Raw genomic sequence first — 17,809 nt, forward strand, 5'->3', positions numbered from 1 at the left:
GGCCCTGGATGCACGACGACCGGAAGCTGGTCGAAGCCCGCCTGGAACGCGTCCTCAACGAACGCGTCCGTCCCGCCGTCCACCCCGCCACCACACCCCTGACCGTGGAGATCTGGTCCACGGCGGACGAGCCCGTCCCGGTGGCCGAGGGGCTGGTGGCACCGACCCGCCCGATTGTCACCGGCGCCCCCTGGGGCGCGCCGTGGGGGACAAGCTGGTTCAAGGTGACCGGCGAGGTGCCGGCCGAGTGGGCCGGAAGGACGGTCGAGGCCGTGCTCGACCTCGGCTTCACCCCGCGTACCCCGGGCTTCCAGTGCGAGGGCCTCGTCCACGAGCTCGACGGCACCCCGGTCAAGGGCCTCCACCCGCGCAACAACCACGTCCGCGTCGGCGCCCCGGCCGCCGGCGGCGAGCAGATCCACTGGCGCATCGAGGCCGCCTCCAATCCCGACCTCGAGGCGGACGGCGTGCCCTTCCGGCCGACCCGGCTCGGCGACAAGGCGACCGCGGGCGACGCGCCCCAGTACGTCCTCGGCGACATGGTGCTGGCCGTCTTCGACGAGACGGTGTGGAACCTGGTCATGGACCTGGAGGTGCTCGGCGAGCTGATGGCCGAGCTGCCCGTCGACGGCGCCCGCCGCTGGGAGCTCCTGCGCGCCGTCAGCCGTGCGCTGGACGCCATCGACCTGCAGGACGTGAACGGCACCGCTCAGGCCGCGCGGGACGAGCTCGCCGAGGTGCTGGCCGCGCCCGCGAGCCCCGCGGCGCACCGCATCAGCGCCGTCGGCCACGCCCACATCGACTCCGCCTGGCTGTGGCCGCTGCGCGAGACGGTCCGCAAGGTCGCCCGCACCGCCTCGAACATGACCAAGCTCCTCGAGGACGAGCCGGACTTCGTCTTCGCCATGTCGCAGGCCCAGCAGTTCGCCTGGATCAAGGAGCACCGCCCCGAGGTCTACGCCAGGGTCAAGAAGGCGGTCGCGGACGGCCGCTTCGTGCCGGCGGGCGGCATGTGGGTCGAGTCCGACACCAACATGCCCGGCTCCGAGGCGATGGCCCGGCAGTTCGTCCACGGCAAGCGCTTCTTCCTCGAAGAGTTCGGCATCGAGAACGACGAGGCCTGGCTCCCCGACACCTTCGGCTTCGCGGCCGGCCTGCCGCAGATCATCAAGGCCGCCGGATCCGACCGCCTCCTCACTCAGAAGATCTCCTGGAGCAAGACCAACCCCTTCCCGCACCACACCTTCCACTGGGAGGGCATCGACGGCACCCGGATCTTCACCCACTTCCCGCCGGTCGACTCGTACAACTGCGAGATGACGGGCGCCCAGCTCGCGCACGCTGCCCGCAACTTCAAGGAGAAGGGGGTCGCCAGGCGGTCCCTCGCCCCGGTCGGCTACGGCGACGGTGGCGGGGGCACCACGCGCGAGATGGTCGCGAAGGCGGCGCGGCTGCGCAGCATGGAGGGTGCGCCGACGGTCCAGTGGGAATCTCCTGCCGACTTCTTCGAGAAGGCCGAGGCCGAATACCCCGACCCGCCGGTGTGGGTGGGCGAGCTCTACCTGGAGCTGCACCGCGCCACCCTCACCAGCCAGGCGCAGACCAAGCGCGGCAACCGGCGCAGCGAGTCCCTGCTGACGGAGGCCGAGCTGTGGGCGGCCACGGCGGCGGTACGGGCGGGAGTTCCGTATCCGTACGAAGGGCTCGACCGGATCTGGAAGACGGTGCTGCTGCACCAGTTCCACGACATCCTGCCGGGCTCGTCGATCGCCTGGGTGCACCGGGAGGCGCGGAAGACGTATGCGCGGGTGGCGGAGGAGCTGGAGGGCATCATCGGGGGTGCGCAGCGGGCGCTCGCCGGTGCGGGCACCAGTGAGCTGGTCTTCAACTCGGCGCCGCACGCACGGCGCGGTGTCCCGGCCGGTGGCGCGTCGGCCGCGGCTGACGAGGGCGGCGTCGTCCCGGTCCCGCGCGACGGCGGCGGTTACCTCCTCGACAACGGCCTCCTGCGCGTCGAGATCGACGCCCGCGGCCTGGTCGTCTCCGCGTACGATCGCGCTGCCGACCGAGAGGCGATCGCCCCCGGGCAGGCGGCCAACCTGCTCCAGCTACACCCCGACTTCCCCAACCAGTGGGACGCCTGGGACGTCGACGCCTTCTACCGCAACACCGGCAGCGACCTCACCGAGGTGGCCGCTCTGGGCGTCGAGGGCACCTCGGTGCGCATCGTGCGCGCCTTCGGCCGCTCCCGCGTCAGCCAGCTCCTGTCCGTACCGAAGGACGCCAAGCGGCTCGACATCGACACCGAGGTCGACTGGCACGAGACCGAGCGCTTCCTGAAGCTCGCCTTCCCGCTGGACGTGAAGGCCGACCGGTACGCCTCGGAGACGCAGTACGGACACGTCTACCGGCCCACCCACCAGAACACCAGTTGGGAGTGGGCGAAGTTCGAGGCCTGCAACCACCGCTTTGTGCATGTCGACGAGCCGGGCTGGGGCGTGGCAATCGTCAACGACGCCACGTACGGCCACGATGTGACCCGCGCGGTACGGACCGGTGTCGACGCGGGGACCACCACCACTGTACGGGCGTCGCTGCTGCGCGCGCCCCGCTACCCGGATCCGGAGACGGACCAGGGCGTACACCGCTTCCACCATGCGCTGGTCCCCGGCGCCACGGTCGGCGACGCGGTCCGCGAGGGCTACCGCGCCAACCTGCCGGAGCGTCGCGTCACCGGCACCGCCGCCGAGGTGGCGCCCCTGGTCGGGGTCGACAACGACGCCGTCGTGGTGAGCGCGGTCAAGCTCGCCGACGATCACAGCGGCGACCTGGTGGTGCGCCTCTACGAGGCGAACGGCGCCCGCGCCCGCGCCACCGTCCGCGTCGACGGCTTCGCTGCCGACCGCGCGGTACTCACGGACCTGCTGGAACGCCCGCTCCCCGGCGCCGAACGGCCGACCGTGGCCGACGGTGGCGTGGCGCTCGCGCTGCGGCCGTTCCAGCTGGTGACCCTGCGGCTGCCGCGCGCCTGAGAGGACCGGACCGATATGACTGCCCCAGCGGCACGCCCGGACCGCCCCACGGCGGTGTGCGTGATGAGCCCCGACGTCGCCGGTCTCGTACTGCCGACGGAGCTGCGCGATGAGCTGGCCGAGATGGCCCGGCTGGTCACGGACCCCTCGGGTGCTCAGGTGCACGCCGCCTTCCCCGAGGCGCTTGCCGAGGCGGAGGTGCTGGTCAGCAGTTGGGGCTGCCCGCGGCTGACGGCCGAGGTGCTGGCGCGGGCCCCGAAGCTGCGGGCCGTACTGCACGCCGCCGGGACGGTCAAGTCGCTGGTGAGCGAGGCAGTGTGGGAGCGCGGCATCGTGGTCTCGTCGGCCGCCGATGCCAATGCCGGCCCGGTCATCGCGTACACCGCCGCTCTGATCACGCTCGCCGCCCGGCGGACGCTGACCATGGCGGCGGGATACGGGGTCGGGTGGCCGGACCACGCGCTCCGCTCGGGCGGCGACGGCCTGACGGTGGGCATCATCGGCGCCTCCCGCATCGGCCGCGGCGTGATCGCCCGACTGGCGCGCTCCGACGCGGGCTACCGGATCCTGCTCAGCGACCCGTACGTCACGGACGAGGAGGCGCGGTCGCTGGGCGCGGAGCCGGTGGAACTCGCCGAACTCTGCCGCCGCTCGGCGGTGGTGAGCGTGCACGCGCCGCTGCTGCCGGAGACGACGGGACTGTTGGACGCGAAGCTGCTGGCGCTGCTCCCCGACGGGGCCGCGGTGATCAATACGGCACGGGGCGCGATTCTCGACACCGAGGCACTGACGCGCGAATGCGCCTCGGGCCGGCTCGATGCGTACCTCGACGTGACGGACCCCGAGCCGGTGCCGCCGGGGCACCCGCTGGTTTCGCTGCCGAATGTGCTGCTCACTCCGCATATCGCCGGCGCCCAGGGCACAGAGGTGCGGCGGCTCGGGCAGTACGCGGTCGCGGAGGTCGCCCGCTGGGTGGCGGGCGAGCCGCTGCGGGGCGAGGTCACCCAGCAGGCACTGGTGCGCCTGGCCTGAGTGGTCCGGCTCAGGCCAGGAACTGGCGGAAGCCTGCCCCACCACAAGCATATCCACTGGATTCACATCGTGACCCCACCGGCCGGGGAGGGCCGGAAGCCACATTTCGTTGATGAAAGGGGCTCCACCTCATGACAACGGTTCAACAACCGGCGGCCCCGCCGGCCGAGGAGGGCAGAAGGGCGGACAAGCGTCGGCCGCGTCGGCTGCGCCCGGTCGGCCGCCACGACTTGGCCCTGTTCTGGTTCGTGATACCAGGGCTCGTCGTGATGCTGCTGTTCCACTACATCCCGCTGCTCGGCAACATCATCGCGTTCCAGGACTATCAGCCGTTCATCGGCATCATGCACAGCCCCTGGAGCGGCTTCGACAACTTCAGCGTGATCTTCAACGGGGACGACGCCTTCCTCAAGGCGCTGGTCAACACCCTGGAACTCACGCTCATCCAAGTCGTGTTCGTCTTCCCGGTGCCGATCCTGCTGGCGCTCGCGCTGAACAGCCTGGTCAGCGAAAGCGTCAAGAAGTGGGTGCAGAACGTGCTGTACCTGCCGCACTTCCTGTCCTGGGTGGTCATCGTCGCGCTCTTCCAGCAGATGCTCGGCGCCACCGGCCTGCTCAACCTGTTCCTGCAGTCCCACAGCCTGGACACCTGGAACATCATCGGCAACCCCGACTTCTTCAAGGGGCTGCTCACCTCCCAGGTGATCTGGAAGGACGCCGGCTGGGGCACGATCCTCTTCCTGGCCGCCCTCTCCCGTGTGGACAGCGATCTCTATGAGGCCTCCGCGATGGACGGAGCCAGCCGCTGGCGGCAGACCTGGCACGTCACCCTGCCCGCCCTGCGCGGCCTGGTGATCCTGCTGCTCATCCTCCGCCTCGGGGACGCCCTGTCCGTCGGCTTCGAGCAGATCCTGCTGCAGCAGCAGGCCGTCGGCCTGGACAGCAGCGAGGTGCTGGATACCTATGTCTTCAACAACGGCATCGTCGGCGGGGCCTGGGGCGTCGCCGCCGCGGTCGGCCTGGTCAAGGGCATCGTCGGTGTCCTCCTCGTGCTGGGCGCCAACAAGGCCGCCCACTTCTTCGGCGAAGAAGGTGTCTACCGCTCATGACCACGCTGACTCCCGCCCGCCCCCTTGGCACCGGCAAACCGCGCAGGTCCTACAGCGCCGTCCCCGGCGAGTCGCCCGGCACCCCGCCGTGGCGGGCCCTGAAGTCGCTGCTCCTGCTGATCTGTGTGCTGCTGGTCCTGCTGCCCTTCCTCGCGATCGTCGCGACCTCGGTCGCCGATTCCCACCAGGTCACCAAGGCCGGCGGGTTCGTGCTCTGGCCGCACAGCCCCACCTTCGCCTCGTACTCGGCGCTGCTCTCCGGCGGCCTGGTGTCCAAGGCGATGATGGTGAGCGTCGGCGTCACCGTCGTCGGCACCGCTCTCAGCCTCGTCACCTCCATCATGCTGGCGTACGGGCTGAGCCGGCCCGGCTCCTTCCTGCACAAGCCGGTGCTTCTGCTGCTGCTGATGTCCCTGCTGTTCGTACCGGGCGTCATCCCGACCTATCTGATGGTCAAGCAGCTCGGCCTGATCAACAGCTACTGGTCGCTGATCCTGCCCACACTGATCAACGCGTTCAACGTGATCGTGCTGCGCTCCTTCTTCATGAGCCTGCCGCGTGAGCTGATCGACGCCGCCCGTATCGACGGCGCTTCGGAGTGGAACATCCTCACCCGGATCGTGGTCCCGCTCTCCAAGGCGTCCATCGGTGTCATCGGCCTCTTCTACGCCGTGTCGTACTGGAATGCCTTCTTCAACGCCCTGCTGTTCATGAACGACGCGTCGAAGTGGCCCATGCAGCTCGTGCTGCGCTCCTACGTCGTCAACAACAACGCGATCAGCGGTGGCCAGGTCGACGCCGCCGCCGGAGCGCCGGTGCCGCCGACGCCTTCCCTGCAGGCGGCGATCCTCGTGCTGTCCATCGTGCCGATCGTGCTTGTCTACCCCTTCGTCCAGCGCCACATGAACAAGGGCGTCATGGTCGGGGCGGTGAAGGGATGAACATGAAGCCACCACTCAGCCGCCGCGGTTTCCTCGGCGCGACCGCCGGTGTCGGCGCCGGCCTCGCCCTCACTGGCTGCGGCGACTTCAAGCCCAAGCCGGCCCGGCTGGCCAACGCGGACGCGCAGCTACCCACGTACATCCAGTACAAGGGCGTGCCGACCTCGATGCCCGCCACGAAGGACGGCGTCTCCGCCGGCTACACACACTTCCCGCACGAGCCCGCCAAGGCGTTCCCGGACGGCCCGCCCGCCAGGGGCGCCGCCATCAACATCATGAACCTGATCTTCAACCCGGTGCCGCCGCCAGTGGGTCGGAACGCCATGTGGCAGGCGCTCAACACATACGTCGGCTGCGACCTCAACTTCGAGATCACCCCTGTGAACGACTACCCGCAGAAGTTCGCGGTGGTCCTCGCCGGCGGCGATCTGCCGGACGCGATGCTGATGCTGCCGCCGGACCAGAACAGCGCCGCTACGCCGGACATGCTGGACATGCTCTTCGAGGACCTCACCCCGCACCTGTCCGGGAACAACATCCGCGACTACCCGTACCTCGCCAATATCCCCACCGACTCCTGGCGCCCTTGCGTGCGCAACGGAGGCATCTACGCGATCCCGATGCCCCGCCCGGTCTCCGGCGGCCCGATCTTCACCCGGCTCGACCTGTTCAAGAAGAAGGGCCTCGACCCGAACCCGAAGACATGGCGCGAATTCGTCCAGCTCTGCAAGGACATCACCGACCCGAAGGTCCATCAGTACGCCCTCGGAGACCCCGTCACCACGTGGAACCTCGTGATGCAGATGCAGGGCGCGCCCAACTGGTGGCGCGCGGAGAAGGGCAGGTTCACCCACTACTACGAGACGGAGGAGTGCAAGCAGGCCCTGGACGCGGTCCACCAACTGAAGAAGGCCGGCGTACTGCACCCGGACGCCTTCGCCGTCAAGGGCAAGTTCAAGGACTGGTTCGGAAACGGTCAGATCGCCATGAACCCGGACGCGCCCGCGGCGTGGAATGACTACTACACGACCTACGGCCCGATCTCCAAAGGCCTGGATGTCGGCTACATGCTGCCGCCGGCGTGGGACGACAGCACCCGCGGTGGGCAGTGGCAGGGCCGGGCCAACTACGCCACGCTCATCATCAGGAAGGCCCCCAAGGCGCGCATCAAGCAGATCCTGCGCGCCCTGAATGCCCTCGCCGCCCCCTTCGGCACCGACGGCTATCTGCTGCGCAAGTACGGCGTCCGGGGCCCCGACCACACCGTCAAGGGGCCGGATCCGATCCTGACACCGAAGGGCACGGCCGAGACCTATCTGCCGACGAACTTCGCCACGGATGCGCCGTTCACGCTCTACTACCCGCAGAAACCGGACATCGTCCCCACCCAATACGCCTTCCAGGAGGAGGCCGTCAAGCGGCTGATCCCCAACCCGGCGGAGGCCCTGTACTCGGCGACGGACGCCAAGCTGTCCAAGCTGTTCAACACGCAGCTCGACAGCCTCCGCTACGGCATCATGGACGGCCGCAACCGCATGGCGGAGTGGGACGCCGCGATGAGGGACTGGCGGAAGCGGGCGGGCGACAAGATGCGTGCCGAGTACGAGCAGGCATGGGAGATCCGCCACTGATGCGCCACCGCACCCCCGCCGAGGACCGAGCCAACTGGGAGCGGACCGCCGACGACATGCTGCTCGCCGTCCGTCCGTACGCCACCGAAGGGCACGACCTGATCCACCTGCCTGGTAGGCCGAGCCACAACGGCGCGCACAGCGACGGCCTGGAGGGGTTCGCCCGCACGTTCCTGCTGGCCGCATTCCGGCTGGCGGGGGCGGCGGGCGCGGATCCGCACGACCTTGCCGGGTGGTACGCGGCCGGCCTCGCCGCCGGCACCGACCCGAAGAACCCGGACCGCTGGCCGGCCTTCGCCGAGTGCAACCAGGCGAAGGTCGAGGCGGCGTCCATCGCGCTGGCGCTGCACGAGACCCGGCCGTGGATCTGGGAGCGGCTGGAGGCGAAGGTCCGGCAGCGGGTGCTGGACTGGCTGGCGCCGATGGTCGGCAACCTGATGCCGGGGAACAACTGGATCTGGTTCCAGGGCGTCACCGAAGCCTTCGCCCGGACCGTTGGAGGCGAGTGGCGCCGGCAGGACCTCGACCGGACCATCGCGCTGACCGATGGCTGGTACGCGGGCGACGGCTGGTACTCCGACGGGCTGACCGGCGCCGGACACCGCAACTTCGACCACTACAACGGGTGGGCGATGCACCTCTACCCGCTGTGGTTCTGCCGCATCCTCGGCGATGCGGCGCCCGCCGGGCTGCTGGACCGCTACCGGGAGCGGCTGCGACGGTTTCTGGCGGACCAGCGGCTGCTGGTCGGAGCCAACGGCTCACCGCTGATCCAGGGCCGCTCGCTCACGTACCGGCATGCGGCGCTGGCTTCCGTGTGGACCGGTGCCGTCTTCGACGCCACACCGCTGGCGCCGGGGGAGACCCGGTCGCTTGCGACCCGCATGCTCGACCACTTCAACGGGCACGGGGCGCTGAATGCGCGGGGGCTGCTCACGCTCGGCTGGCACCGGCCCTTCCGCGGCATCCTGCAGAGCTACTCCGGCCCTGCCTCCCCGTACTGGGCGAGCAAGGGCTTCATCGGTCTCGCCCTGCCGCCGGACCACCCGGTGTGGACGGAGGAGGCGACGCCGCTCGCCGTCGAAGAGGGCGACTTCGCACAGGCGTTGGCGACGCCCGGCTGGCTCGTCTCCGGCACCGCCGCCGATGGCGTCGTACGCGTCGTCAACCACGGCGGCGACCACGCCGACCCGGCCCGTCCGCACGCCGACGACCCGTCCTACGCGCGCTTCGCCTACTCCACGCACACCGCGCCGGAGACCCCCGGCGACCCGACCGTCCCCGGCGGCAGCGCGGACACCGACCCGCTCGACAACGCGGTCGTGCTGCTCGACGCGGCCGGGCGCGCCTCGCATCGGCGCCCCGCCACCCGTATCTCCGTCGACGGCGCCACCGCCGTCTCGCGCTCGCGCGCGCACTGGCTCGACGACGCGACATGGGATGTGTTCGGTGGCCCCGACACCGACTACACCCTCGGCCCCTGGGTCACCGTCGGCTCCGCGCTGCGCGGCTCCGTCGAGGTCCGCGCCGTACGCGTCGACGGCGACCCCGGCCCCGGCCATGTGCTGCGGGTCGGCGGCTGGGCCCTGGCCGTGGGCGGCACGCCACCGGACGCCGGCACCGCCCGGGCCGCCGGCGCAGACGGCCTCGCATCCCCGGCCGGCGGCCCCGCCCGAGTCGAAGGCACCAACGGCCTCATCTCCCTCGTCGTGGGCGCGCAAGGGCTGCCCAACAGCGCGGTGCGCCCGGGCTCCGACAGCAACGCCCTCGGCCCCGCCTCTGCCACCCCCGTCGTGGAGACCGAAGGCCCCGTAGCCCACGGCACCCTCCACATCGCCCTGACGCACCTCGGCGGCACCGACCCCGCCGCCCTGCCGCAGGTCACCACCCGTGCCGACGGCACCACCCTGCTCGCCGACGTGACCTGGACGGACGGCACCCGGGACACGATCCGACTCCCCGCCCCCGATCCCGACGCGTACGACCCCTGGAAGGACTACCACCGTGCATGACGACCGCAGGATCATCGAGGACCGGATCCGCAAGCTGCTCGACCGGGTCGTCCGCCCCGCCCTGTACAGCGCTGCCCGGCCGCTCTCGCTGAGCGCCTGGTTCGTGGACGGAGAGCCCGTGCCCGTGGCCGACGCGTTGACCGCCGCGTACGAGCCCTTCCAGCTCGGCTCGACATGGGGCGCGCCCTGGTGCACCACCTGGATGCGCGCGAGCGCCCAGATCCCCGCCGACTGGGCCGGCCGCCGAGTCGAGGCCGTCTTCGACCTGGACTTCGACCTCACCAAGGGGCCCGGCGGCCAGGCCGAGGGCCTCGTCCACGACGCCCACGGCGCGCCGGTCCAGGGCCTGCACCCGTACAACCGCAGCGTGCTCCTCGCCGACCCCGCCACCGGCGGCGACGGCGTCGACCTCCTCATCGAGCTCGCCGCCAATCCGCCCATCACCGGCAGTGCGGGGATCAACACCCATTACGGTTCGCGGGCGACGGCCGGCCCCGACCATCTCTACCGCCTCAAGCAGGCCGAGATCGCAGTCCGCGAGGACGACGTCTGGCACCTCATCCACGACATCGAGGTCCTCGACGAGCTGATGCGCGAGCTCCCGCTCGGCTCTGCCCGGCGGCACGAGATCCGCTACGCCCTGCGCCGTGCCGCCGACGCCGTCGACCCGGCCGACGTGGCGAGCACGGCCGCGGCGGCACGCGACCGCCTCGCCGACGTGCTCGCCCGGCCGGCGCACGCCTCCGCGCACACCCTCGCCGCCGTCGGGCACGCCCATATCGACTCGGCCTGGCTGTGGCCGGTGCGCGAAACCGTACGCAAATGCGCGCGCACCTTCACCAACATGACGACGCTCGCCCAGGAGTACCCCGAGCTGATCTTCGCCTGCTCCTCGGCGCAGCAGTACGCGTGGATGCGCGAGCAGCGCCCCGAGATCTTCGCCCGGATGAAGAAGGCGGCCGAGGAAGGCAACTGGGTCCCGGTCGGCGGTATGTGGGTCGAGGCCGACGGCAACCTCCCCGGCGGCGAGGCCATGGCCCGCCAGTTGGTGTACGGGCGGCGCTTCTTCGCGGAGGAGTTCGGTGTCGAGCAGAAGGGCGTGTGGCTGCCGGACTCCTTCGGCTACACCGCCGCCTACCCGCAGTTGGCCAAGCTCGCCGGCGCGGAGTGGTTCCTGACCCAGAAGCTCTCCTGGAACGAAACGAACAAGCTGCCGCACCACACCTTCCACTGGGAAGGCATCGACGGCACCCGCATCTTCACCCACCTGCCGCCCGTCGACAGCTACAACGCGTCGCTCACGGCGGCCGAACTCGCCCACGCCGAGCGCAACTTCGAGGACAAGGGAGTGGCCACCCGCTCCCTCGTCCCCTTCGGCTACGGCGACGGCGGTGGCGGCCCCTCCCGCTCCATGCTGGAGAAGGCCCGCCGGCTGCGCGACCTGGAGGGCTCGCCCAAGGTCGTCATCGAGGCGCCGGACACCTTCTTCGCGGCGGCGCGTGCCGAGCGCACCGAGCTTCCGGTATGGCGCGGCGAGCTGTACCTGGAGAACCACCGCGGCACCTACACCAGCCAGGCCCGTACCAAGCGCGGCAACCGGCGCAGCGAAGCACTGCTGCGCGAGGCCGAGCTGTGGGCGGCGACGGCGGCGGTACGGGCGGGCGCGCCGTACCCGTACGAGCGCCTCGAAGCGCTGTGGCAGCGGGTGCTGCTGAACCAGTTCCACGACATCCTGCCGGGCACCTCCATCGCGTGGGTGCACCAGCAGGCCGAGCGGGAGTACGGGGAAATCCGCGACGAGCTGGAGACGCTGATCGCGGATGCGGCGGGTCGGCTGCCGGGCGCTGCCGGAGCGCTGCTCAACGCGGGGCCGTACGCGCGCCGCGAGGTCGCCGTCGTGTCCGGCGCCGAACTCCCCGGTGCGCAGCGCCTGTCGGACGGGCGCAGCGCCGTCCTCGCCGAGGTGGACGCCCTCGCCTCCGGCGGCACGGTGGCCGCGCCGCGGCAGGAGGTCACGGCTGCTTCCGAAGGCGGGGGCTTCGTCCTCGACAACGGCGTGGTACGGGTCGTGGTCGACCGGCGCGGTCTGATCACCTCGGTCCACCACCACGCCGCCGACCGGGAGTCGATCGCCCCGGGCAGCGCCGGCAACCTCCTCCAGCTACACCCCGACGACCCCAACCTGTGGTCGGCCTGGAACATCGACACCTACTACCGCGACACCGTCCGCGACCTCGACGAGGCCGAGTCGGTGACGCTTGTCGACGAGGGCCCGCTGCTCGCCTCGGTGCGGGTGGAGCGCGCCTTCGGCGCCTCCCGGATCGTCCAGCACCTCGACCTCGCCGCCGAATCCCGTCAGGTGACGATCCGCACCGACATCGACTGGCAGGAGCGCGACACCGTACTGAAGGCGGCCTGGCCGCTGGACGTGCACGCGGAGCGCGAAAGCGCCGAGATCCAGTTCGGGCATGTGCAGCGGCCCACGCACGAGAACACCAGCTGGGACGCGGCCCGCTTCGAGCTGTGGGCGCACCGCTGGGTGCACGTGGGGGAGCGGCGCTGGGGCGCGGCGCTGCTCACCGACTCCACGTACGGGCACGACGTCCGCCGCGACACCCGCGCGGACGGCGGCACCACGACCACGGTGCGGCTCTCGCTGCTCCGCTCGTCGCACAGTCCCGACCCGCAGGCCGACCGCGGGCGGCACAGCTTCAGCTACGCGCTGGTGGCCGGAGCCGGCATCGAGGAGGCCATCGCGGGGGGTTACGCCCTGAACCTGCCGCTGCGCCCGGCCCCGGCGTCGGCCGCCGCCCTGGTGTCCGTCGACACCAGCGACGTCGTGGTGGAGTCGGTGAAGCTCGCCGACGACCGGGGCGGCGACGTCGTGGTGCGGCTGTACGAGGCGTGCGGCGGGGCGGTGCGGGCGGCGCGGCTCACGGCGGGCTTCGAGCTCGCCGCCGCGTACGACTGCGATCTGCTGGAGCAGCCGGGCGCGCGGCCGGCCGCGTCCGAGGACGGGACCGTGGTCCTGGAGTTCCGCCCATTCCAGATCCGTACGCTGCGGCTGCGGCCTACGATGCCCCCGAGCCAGGGGGAGGTACGTTGACGACCGTGAAGCCCGAAAAGCCGGCCATCAGGCGCGGCACCAACCTGCCGCGGATGGCGGACTTCAACGAGTCCGTGATCCTGGACGCCATCCGCCGGCACGCGGACGGCCTCAGCCGGGTGGAACTCGCCCAGGCCACTGGCCTGTCGGCACAGACCGTCTCGAACATCACGCGCCGGTTGCTCGACCAGGGTGTGGCGCGTGAGTCGGGCAAACAGCACACCGGCAGCGGCAAGCCCCGCACGCTGCTGGAGGTCGTGCCGAGCTCGCGCTACGCCGTGGGCATTCACCTCGACCCCGCCGTGATCACCACGGTCCTGGTGGACCTGGCCGGCACCGTCGTCGCCCGGCGCAGCCGGCAGACGCCGAGCGGCGGCGACACCGACCGGACCACCGCCGACATGGCGGCATCGGTGTCGGCGCTGGTGGCCGAGTCCGGCATCGACGACGCCCGGGTACTGGGCCTGGGCATCGCCGCTCCCGGCCCCATCGACGCGGAAGCGGGCTGGGTGGTGGACCCGCCGGAGCTGCCGGGCTGGGGCCGCTACCCGCTGCGCGATCGCCTGAGCGAAGCCACCGGCTTCCCGGCGCTGCTCGACAAGGACGTGACGGCGGCGGTGGTGGCCGAGCGCTGGGCAGGCGCGGCCACGGACAGCCGCAACCTGCTCTTCTTCTACCTCGGCACCGGCTCCGGCATGGGCCTGGCGGTGGAGGACACGGTACTGCGTGGCGTGTCGGGCAACGCGGGCGAGGTCGGCGGCCTCGGCGCGTCCTTCTCGGCCCGTACGCTCGTCGACGAGGCCATCGCCCTGGGCGTGCTCGGCACCGAGTACACCTGCCTCGACCCGGCCGACGCCCAGCGCGGCCTGGAACGCCTGGCGGCGCCGGCCGCGGCCGGGGACGTACCGGCGGACGGCATCATCGAGCGCCTGGCCATCCGCATCGGCCGCGGCGTCTGCGCGGCGGCGACGCTCCTGGACGTGGACACGGTCGTGTTCGGCGGTCCGGTGTGGCAGCTTCTGTCCGATCGCCTCCTGACCACGATCGAGTCGATGGTGGCGCGGAGCCCATTCGTCAGACCGACCCACCCGACGACGGTCACGTCGACCACCCTGGGCGAAAACGTGGCGGCAATCGGCGCAGCCGCCCTGGTCCTGGACCGCACCCTGTCCGCTCAGCCCAGGTCGCTGCTGCTGGTCTGAAGCGCCCGAAAGCGCCCGGGCGCCACGCTCTCGGCCATATGACGCCCGCGGGCGGCCCGCGTGTGGTGCCCGAGCGCGCGCCGATGTCCGCCGTCGTCGTGTGGGCCGCGGCCGCGGGCATGACCGCTCCGGACGGCGCGCTGCGGTACGGCACGGTGTGCGCGGCGGCCGCCGGGAACGTCCCCGGGCGGTCGATGCGATCCGGCACGTGGCGCAGGTTCTGGCGCGTGGCGCGGTCGCGAGGACCGATCCGTACGACACCGACCTGATGGTCGTGGGCGGCCCCGCGGTGCCGCCGAAGGCCGCCGAGCTGCACTTGGCGGAGATCTCCGCGGCAGTGAACCGCTTCCCGATGGCCCGCCGGGTGCGCCGATGCGGGTGACGTACTCGACGCTCAGCGCCTCCGCCGCGGCGGTCGGGGCGGGCGGGGGTCTTCCATATGGCCTTCGTGCCGCGGCCGCGCACGCACCGCGGGCCGTAGCCCCGGCCCATCGCCTCCTGTCCGTCCCAAGTCCCCAACCCCCTGGAGCCCTACGCCATGCCCGGCTATCCCCGTCTGACAGAGCTGTTCCCGTCCTCGCTGGTCGCCGCCCGTATGCCGCGGATCGGCGAGTGGAGTCCCGTACCGCTTGCGGCGGACCGGGGCGCGTGGGAGGGCATCGGCAACGACACCCGTGACCGCGTGCTGCAGGCGGCCGCCTCGACGCTCGAAGAGCCGTGGCCGTCCCTGCCCGCCTCGCTGTTCGCCCGCTTCGCGCGCGACGGCGACCGCTGGGATCACCAGGCGCCGGCCGCCGCGCGGCGAGAACGGCTCGGGTGGGCGGTGCTGGCCGCCGCCATAAGTCCCTCATCCGCGGAATTCCTGGACGAAGTGATGGACGGCGTCTGGGCGCTGTGCGAGGAGACCAGTTGGGTGCTCCCGGCGCACGACTTCCGGGTCCTCGGCTCCCACGGCCGCGAACGCGGCCTGTTGCCGGACCCGGAGTGCCCCACCCTGGACCTCGGCGCCTCGATGACGGCCGTGCTCCTGGCGCTCACCGACGCGATCGTCGGCGAGGAGCTGGACCGGATCGACCCGCTGGTGCGCCGACGGCTGCGCCGGGAGGTCTCCACCCGGGTGCTGCAGCCGTATCTGCAACGCGACGACTGGGGCTGGTATGACGGTTCGACCGCCAAGCTGAACAACTGGAATCCCTGGATCCACTCCGAGCTGCTGCTGGCCACCGCGCTGACAGAGGAGTCCGACGAGGTCCGTGGCACATTGGTCTCCCGCATCGTCCAGGGCCTGGAGAACTACCTGGCGGCGCACCCGGAAGACGGCGGCTGCGACGAAGGGCCGCACTACTGGTGGCGCGCCGGGGCCAGCCTCTTCGAGTGCCTGGAGACCCTCACCTCGCTGCTCGGCACCGACGCGGGGGTCTTCGACCATCCGCTGATACGCGCCATCGCGCGCTATCCCCTGGCCACCTGGATCGGCGACGGCTGGGCGGTCAACTTCGCGGACGGGCCGGCGCGTCCGCGCGAGATGGGGCCGGCGGTGCTGCACCGGTACGGCCGCCGCACCGATCAGCCGGAGGTGTCCGCACACGCCCGGGCGCTGCGCGGCGGCGCCGATGCCGCGACCCCGGAGACCGGCGGGCCGTTCGACCTGCGCCGAATCTCGGATGCCCTCTTCGACGCCGACTGGCAGGCGGCCGGGCCCGCCCCCTTCCCACTGCCCGTACGAAGCTGGCTGCCCGACACCCAGGTCCTGGTCACCCGCGCCGCGGCGGGCACGGAGCGCGGGCTGCTGCTCGCGGCGAAGGGCGGCCACAACGACGAGAGCCACAACCACAACGATGTCGGCACCTTCATCGTGGCCCTCGACGCCCGGCCGCTGCTGATCGACGCCGGGGTCGGCACGTACCGCAAGGAGACGTTCAGCCCGGAGCGTTACGGAATCTGGTCGATGACCAGCGAGTATCACAACGTGCCGATGGTCAACGGCCTCGGCCAGCCGCCGGGGCCGGGCTTCCGGGCGGCCGCGGTCGCCCACTGCTGCGACGGCACCACTGACGAGCTGAGGTGTGACCTGGCCGCGGCCTATCCGCCTGAAGCAGGGCTGACTCGCTGGCAGCGTACGTTCCGGCTCGTACGCGACGCGGACGACGACGAGCGCATAGAGATCGGCGACGCCTGGGGCTGCTCCGCCCCGCCGGGCTCACTGGCGCTGCACCTCCTGGCCGGCGGGGATGTGGCCCTCGCGGACGGGGGCGGCCGGGCCGTCGTCAGCCCGTCGGCCGGGCGTGGGCTGATCCTGGGCTGGAACGCCGGGGCGTTCACCGCCTCAGTGGAGACGATCCCGCTCACCGACCCGGCCTTTACCCGCGTGTGGGGCTCGGCGATCCACCGGCTCGTCCTCACCGCCCGCCGGCCCGCGACCGAGGGTGAGCACACGCTGACGGTGCGGCCGGATTCCCGTCCTCCACGCCCACGCGGCGATCTCGACCCTGCGGCGGAGGGTGAGCTTGCGTTGGACGTTTCCTCCAGCGCCTCGTCAACCAGATCGCTGTAGGCCAGTGACAACACCCTCGATGTCCTGCTGATCTCCTCCGGCGTGGAGGGCCTCGGGGGAGATTCCGGCCGAGTCGGTGGTGCTGCGTGACGGCGGCTGTGGCGCCCGACCGCGCCAGGTCGGCGTTATGCGGCGCGGTTCGGGGACAGGACTCGGGCGAGCCAGTCGGTTCGGGTTCGGCGGGCTGTGGCCGAGATGTGTGCCTGCGGGTACAGGGCGTCGAACCCGTGGAAGCCGCCCGCCCAGACGTGGAGTTCGGCCTGGCCGCCGGCCGTCCAGATGCGGGTGGCGTAGTCGGTGTCCTCGTCGCGGAAGACTTCGGCGGAGCCGGTGTCGATGAAGGTGGTCGGCAGGCTGGAGAGGTTGGCGGCCAGTGCGGGTGAGACGTACTCGGACACCTCGTCGTCGGTGAGGTCACCGAGGACGGCGCGCCATCCGAACTCGTTCATCTCGCGGGTCCAGACACCGGGTCCGCCGGAGTACTGGCGGCTGGAGGTGCTGGTGTTGCGGTGGTCGAGCATGGGGCAGATCAGCATCTGGGCGGCGATCGCCGGGGTGCCGAGGTCGCGGGCCAGCAGGGTGACGCCGGCCGCGAGGCCGCCGCCCGCGCTGGCGCCGGCGACGACGATCCGGACGGGGTCGATGCCCAGTTCTTCGGAGTGTTCGGCGATCCAGCGCAGTCCCTGGTAGCAGTCCTCGACGAGGGCGGTGCCGGTGGCCTCGGGGGCGAGTCGGTAGTCCACGGAGACCACGACCGCGCCGAACTCGTCGAGCCACTCCAGCGGGATGTCGATCTGCGAGTAGCGGTCGCCCATGACCATTCCGCCGCCGTGCATCCAGTAGACGCAGGGTGCGGCAGTGGTGCGATCGGTGTTCGCGGGGCTGAAGACCGACAGGGGGACCGGGGCACCGTCCTTGACGGGCACGGTGATCTCGCGCCGGTCGACCTGCCGGTGCGCGAGCAGGGACTCGATGGGCGTCGAGGGGAGTTGGCGCAGTTGCGCGAGTACTTCCGGGCTGAGCCGGGACATCAGTGGCATGTCGGCCAGGAGCTCACGCAGTTCGGGGTCCAGGGCGGGTCGTGCCGTGGTCATGGTCGTTGGCCTTTCGTGGGGTGGCGCGGGACGGTCGGAGAGGGTGGGGGCCGCCTCGGTGGGCATCGAGGCGGCAGGCCGGGGGAGCGGTCCGGG

Annotated in this window: 11 protein-coding genes; 10 read left to right on the forward strand and 1 reads right to left on the reverse strand. The window is 71.5% G+C overall.

The features are described from left to right. Positions 1-8: 8 nt before the first annotated feature. From STRVI_RS15410 to STRVI_RS55530, 10 genes are all read left to right on the forward strand, one after another. Positions 9-3,032 carry an alpha-mannosidase gene (locus tag STRVI_RS15410; protein ID WP_014056581.1) on the forward strand — a complete coding sequence of 1,008 codons (3,024 nt, stop codon included), beginning with the start codon at positions 9-11 and terminating at the stop codon, positions 3,030-3,032. 15 nt (positions 3,033-3,047) lie between these two features. Continuing rightward, complete coding sequence (locus STRVI_RS15415) at positions 3,048-4,064, forward strand: hydroxyacid dehydrogenase (protein WP_014056582.1); 1,017 nt, start codon at positions 3,048-3,050, stop codon at positions 4,062-4,064. A 131-nt stretch (positions 4,065-4,195) separates the two neighbouring features. Continuing rightward, entirely contained in the window at positions 4,196-5,173 is a 978-nt protein-coding gene (locus STRVI_RS15420) for an ABC transporter permease (RefSeq protein WP_014056583.1), read from the forward strand. Continuing rightward, a complete protein-coding gene (locus tag STRVI_RS15425; protein ID WP_014056584.1) occupies positions 5,170-6,114 on the forward strand; it encodes a carbohydrate ABC transporter permease in 945 nt (314 codons plus the stop codon). The genes STRVI_RS15420 and STRVI_RS15425 overlap by 4 nt, the downstream gene beginning before the upstream one ends. 2 nt (positions 6,115-6,116) lie before the next feature. Further along, positions 6,117-7,745, forward strand: a complete 1,629-nt coding sequence (locus STRVI_RS15430; RefSeq protein WP_014056585.1) for a substrate-binding domain-containing protein — start codon at positions 6,117-6,119, stop codon at positions 7,743-7,745. After that, positions 7,727-9,757: a DUF2264 domain-containing protein gene (locus STRVI_RS15435; protein ID WP_050993673.1), complete on the forward strand. Its 2,031-nt coding sequence runs from the start codon at positions 7,727-7,729 to the stop codon at positions 9,755-9,757. The genes STRVI_RS15430 and STRVI_RS15435 overlap by 19 nt, the downstream gene beginning before the upstream one ends. After that, positions 9,750-12,863: an alpha-mannosidase gene (locus STRVI_RS15440; protein ID WP_014056587.1), complete on the forward strand. Its 3,114-nt coding sequence runs from the start codon at positions 9,750-9,752 to the stop codon at positions 12,861-12,863. The genes STRVI_RS15435 and STRVI_RS15440 overlap by 8 nt, the downstream gene beginning before the upstream one ends. A 53-nt stretch (positions 12,864-12,916) precedes the next feature. Then, complete coding sequence (locus tag STRVI_RS15445; protein WP_050993953.1) at positions 12,917-14,065, forward strand: ROK family protein; 1,149 nt, start codon at positions 12,917-12,919, stop codon at positions 14,063-14,065. A gap of 208 nt (positions 14,066-14,273) precedes the next feature. After that, a complete protein-coding gene (locus tag STRVI_RS54280) occupies positions 14,274-14,447 on the forward strand; it encodes a hypothetical protein (protein ID WP_251982627.1) in 174 nt (57 codons plus the stop codon). A 156-nt stretch (positions 14,448-14,603) separates the two neighbouring features. Beyond that, complete coding sequence (locus STRVI_RS55530; RefSeq protein WP_014056589.1) at positions 14,604-16,619, forward strand: heparinase II/III domain-containing protein; 2,016 nt, start codon at positions 14,604-14,606, stop codon at positions 16,617-16,619. A gap of 125 nt (positions 16,620-16,744) precedes the next feature. On the opposite strand, the gene STRVI_RS15460 is transcribed toward STRVI_RS55530, so the two are convergent. Further along, the gene (locus STRVI_RS15460) at positions 16,745-17,713 is read right to left on the reverse strand and encodes an alpha/beta hydrolase (protein WP_014056590.1); all 969 of its coding nucleotides are present in this window, start codon (positions 17,711-17,713) and stop codon (positions 16,745-16,747) included. Positions 17,714-17,809: the final 96 nt, after the last annotated feature.

The sequence above is a fragment of the Streptomyces violaceusniger Tu 4113 genome, assembly GCF_000147815.2.
Lineage (GTDB): Bacteria > Actinomycetota > Actinomycetes > Streptomycetales > Streptomycetaceae > Streptomyces > Streptomyces violaceusniger_A.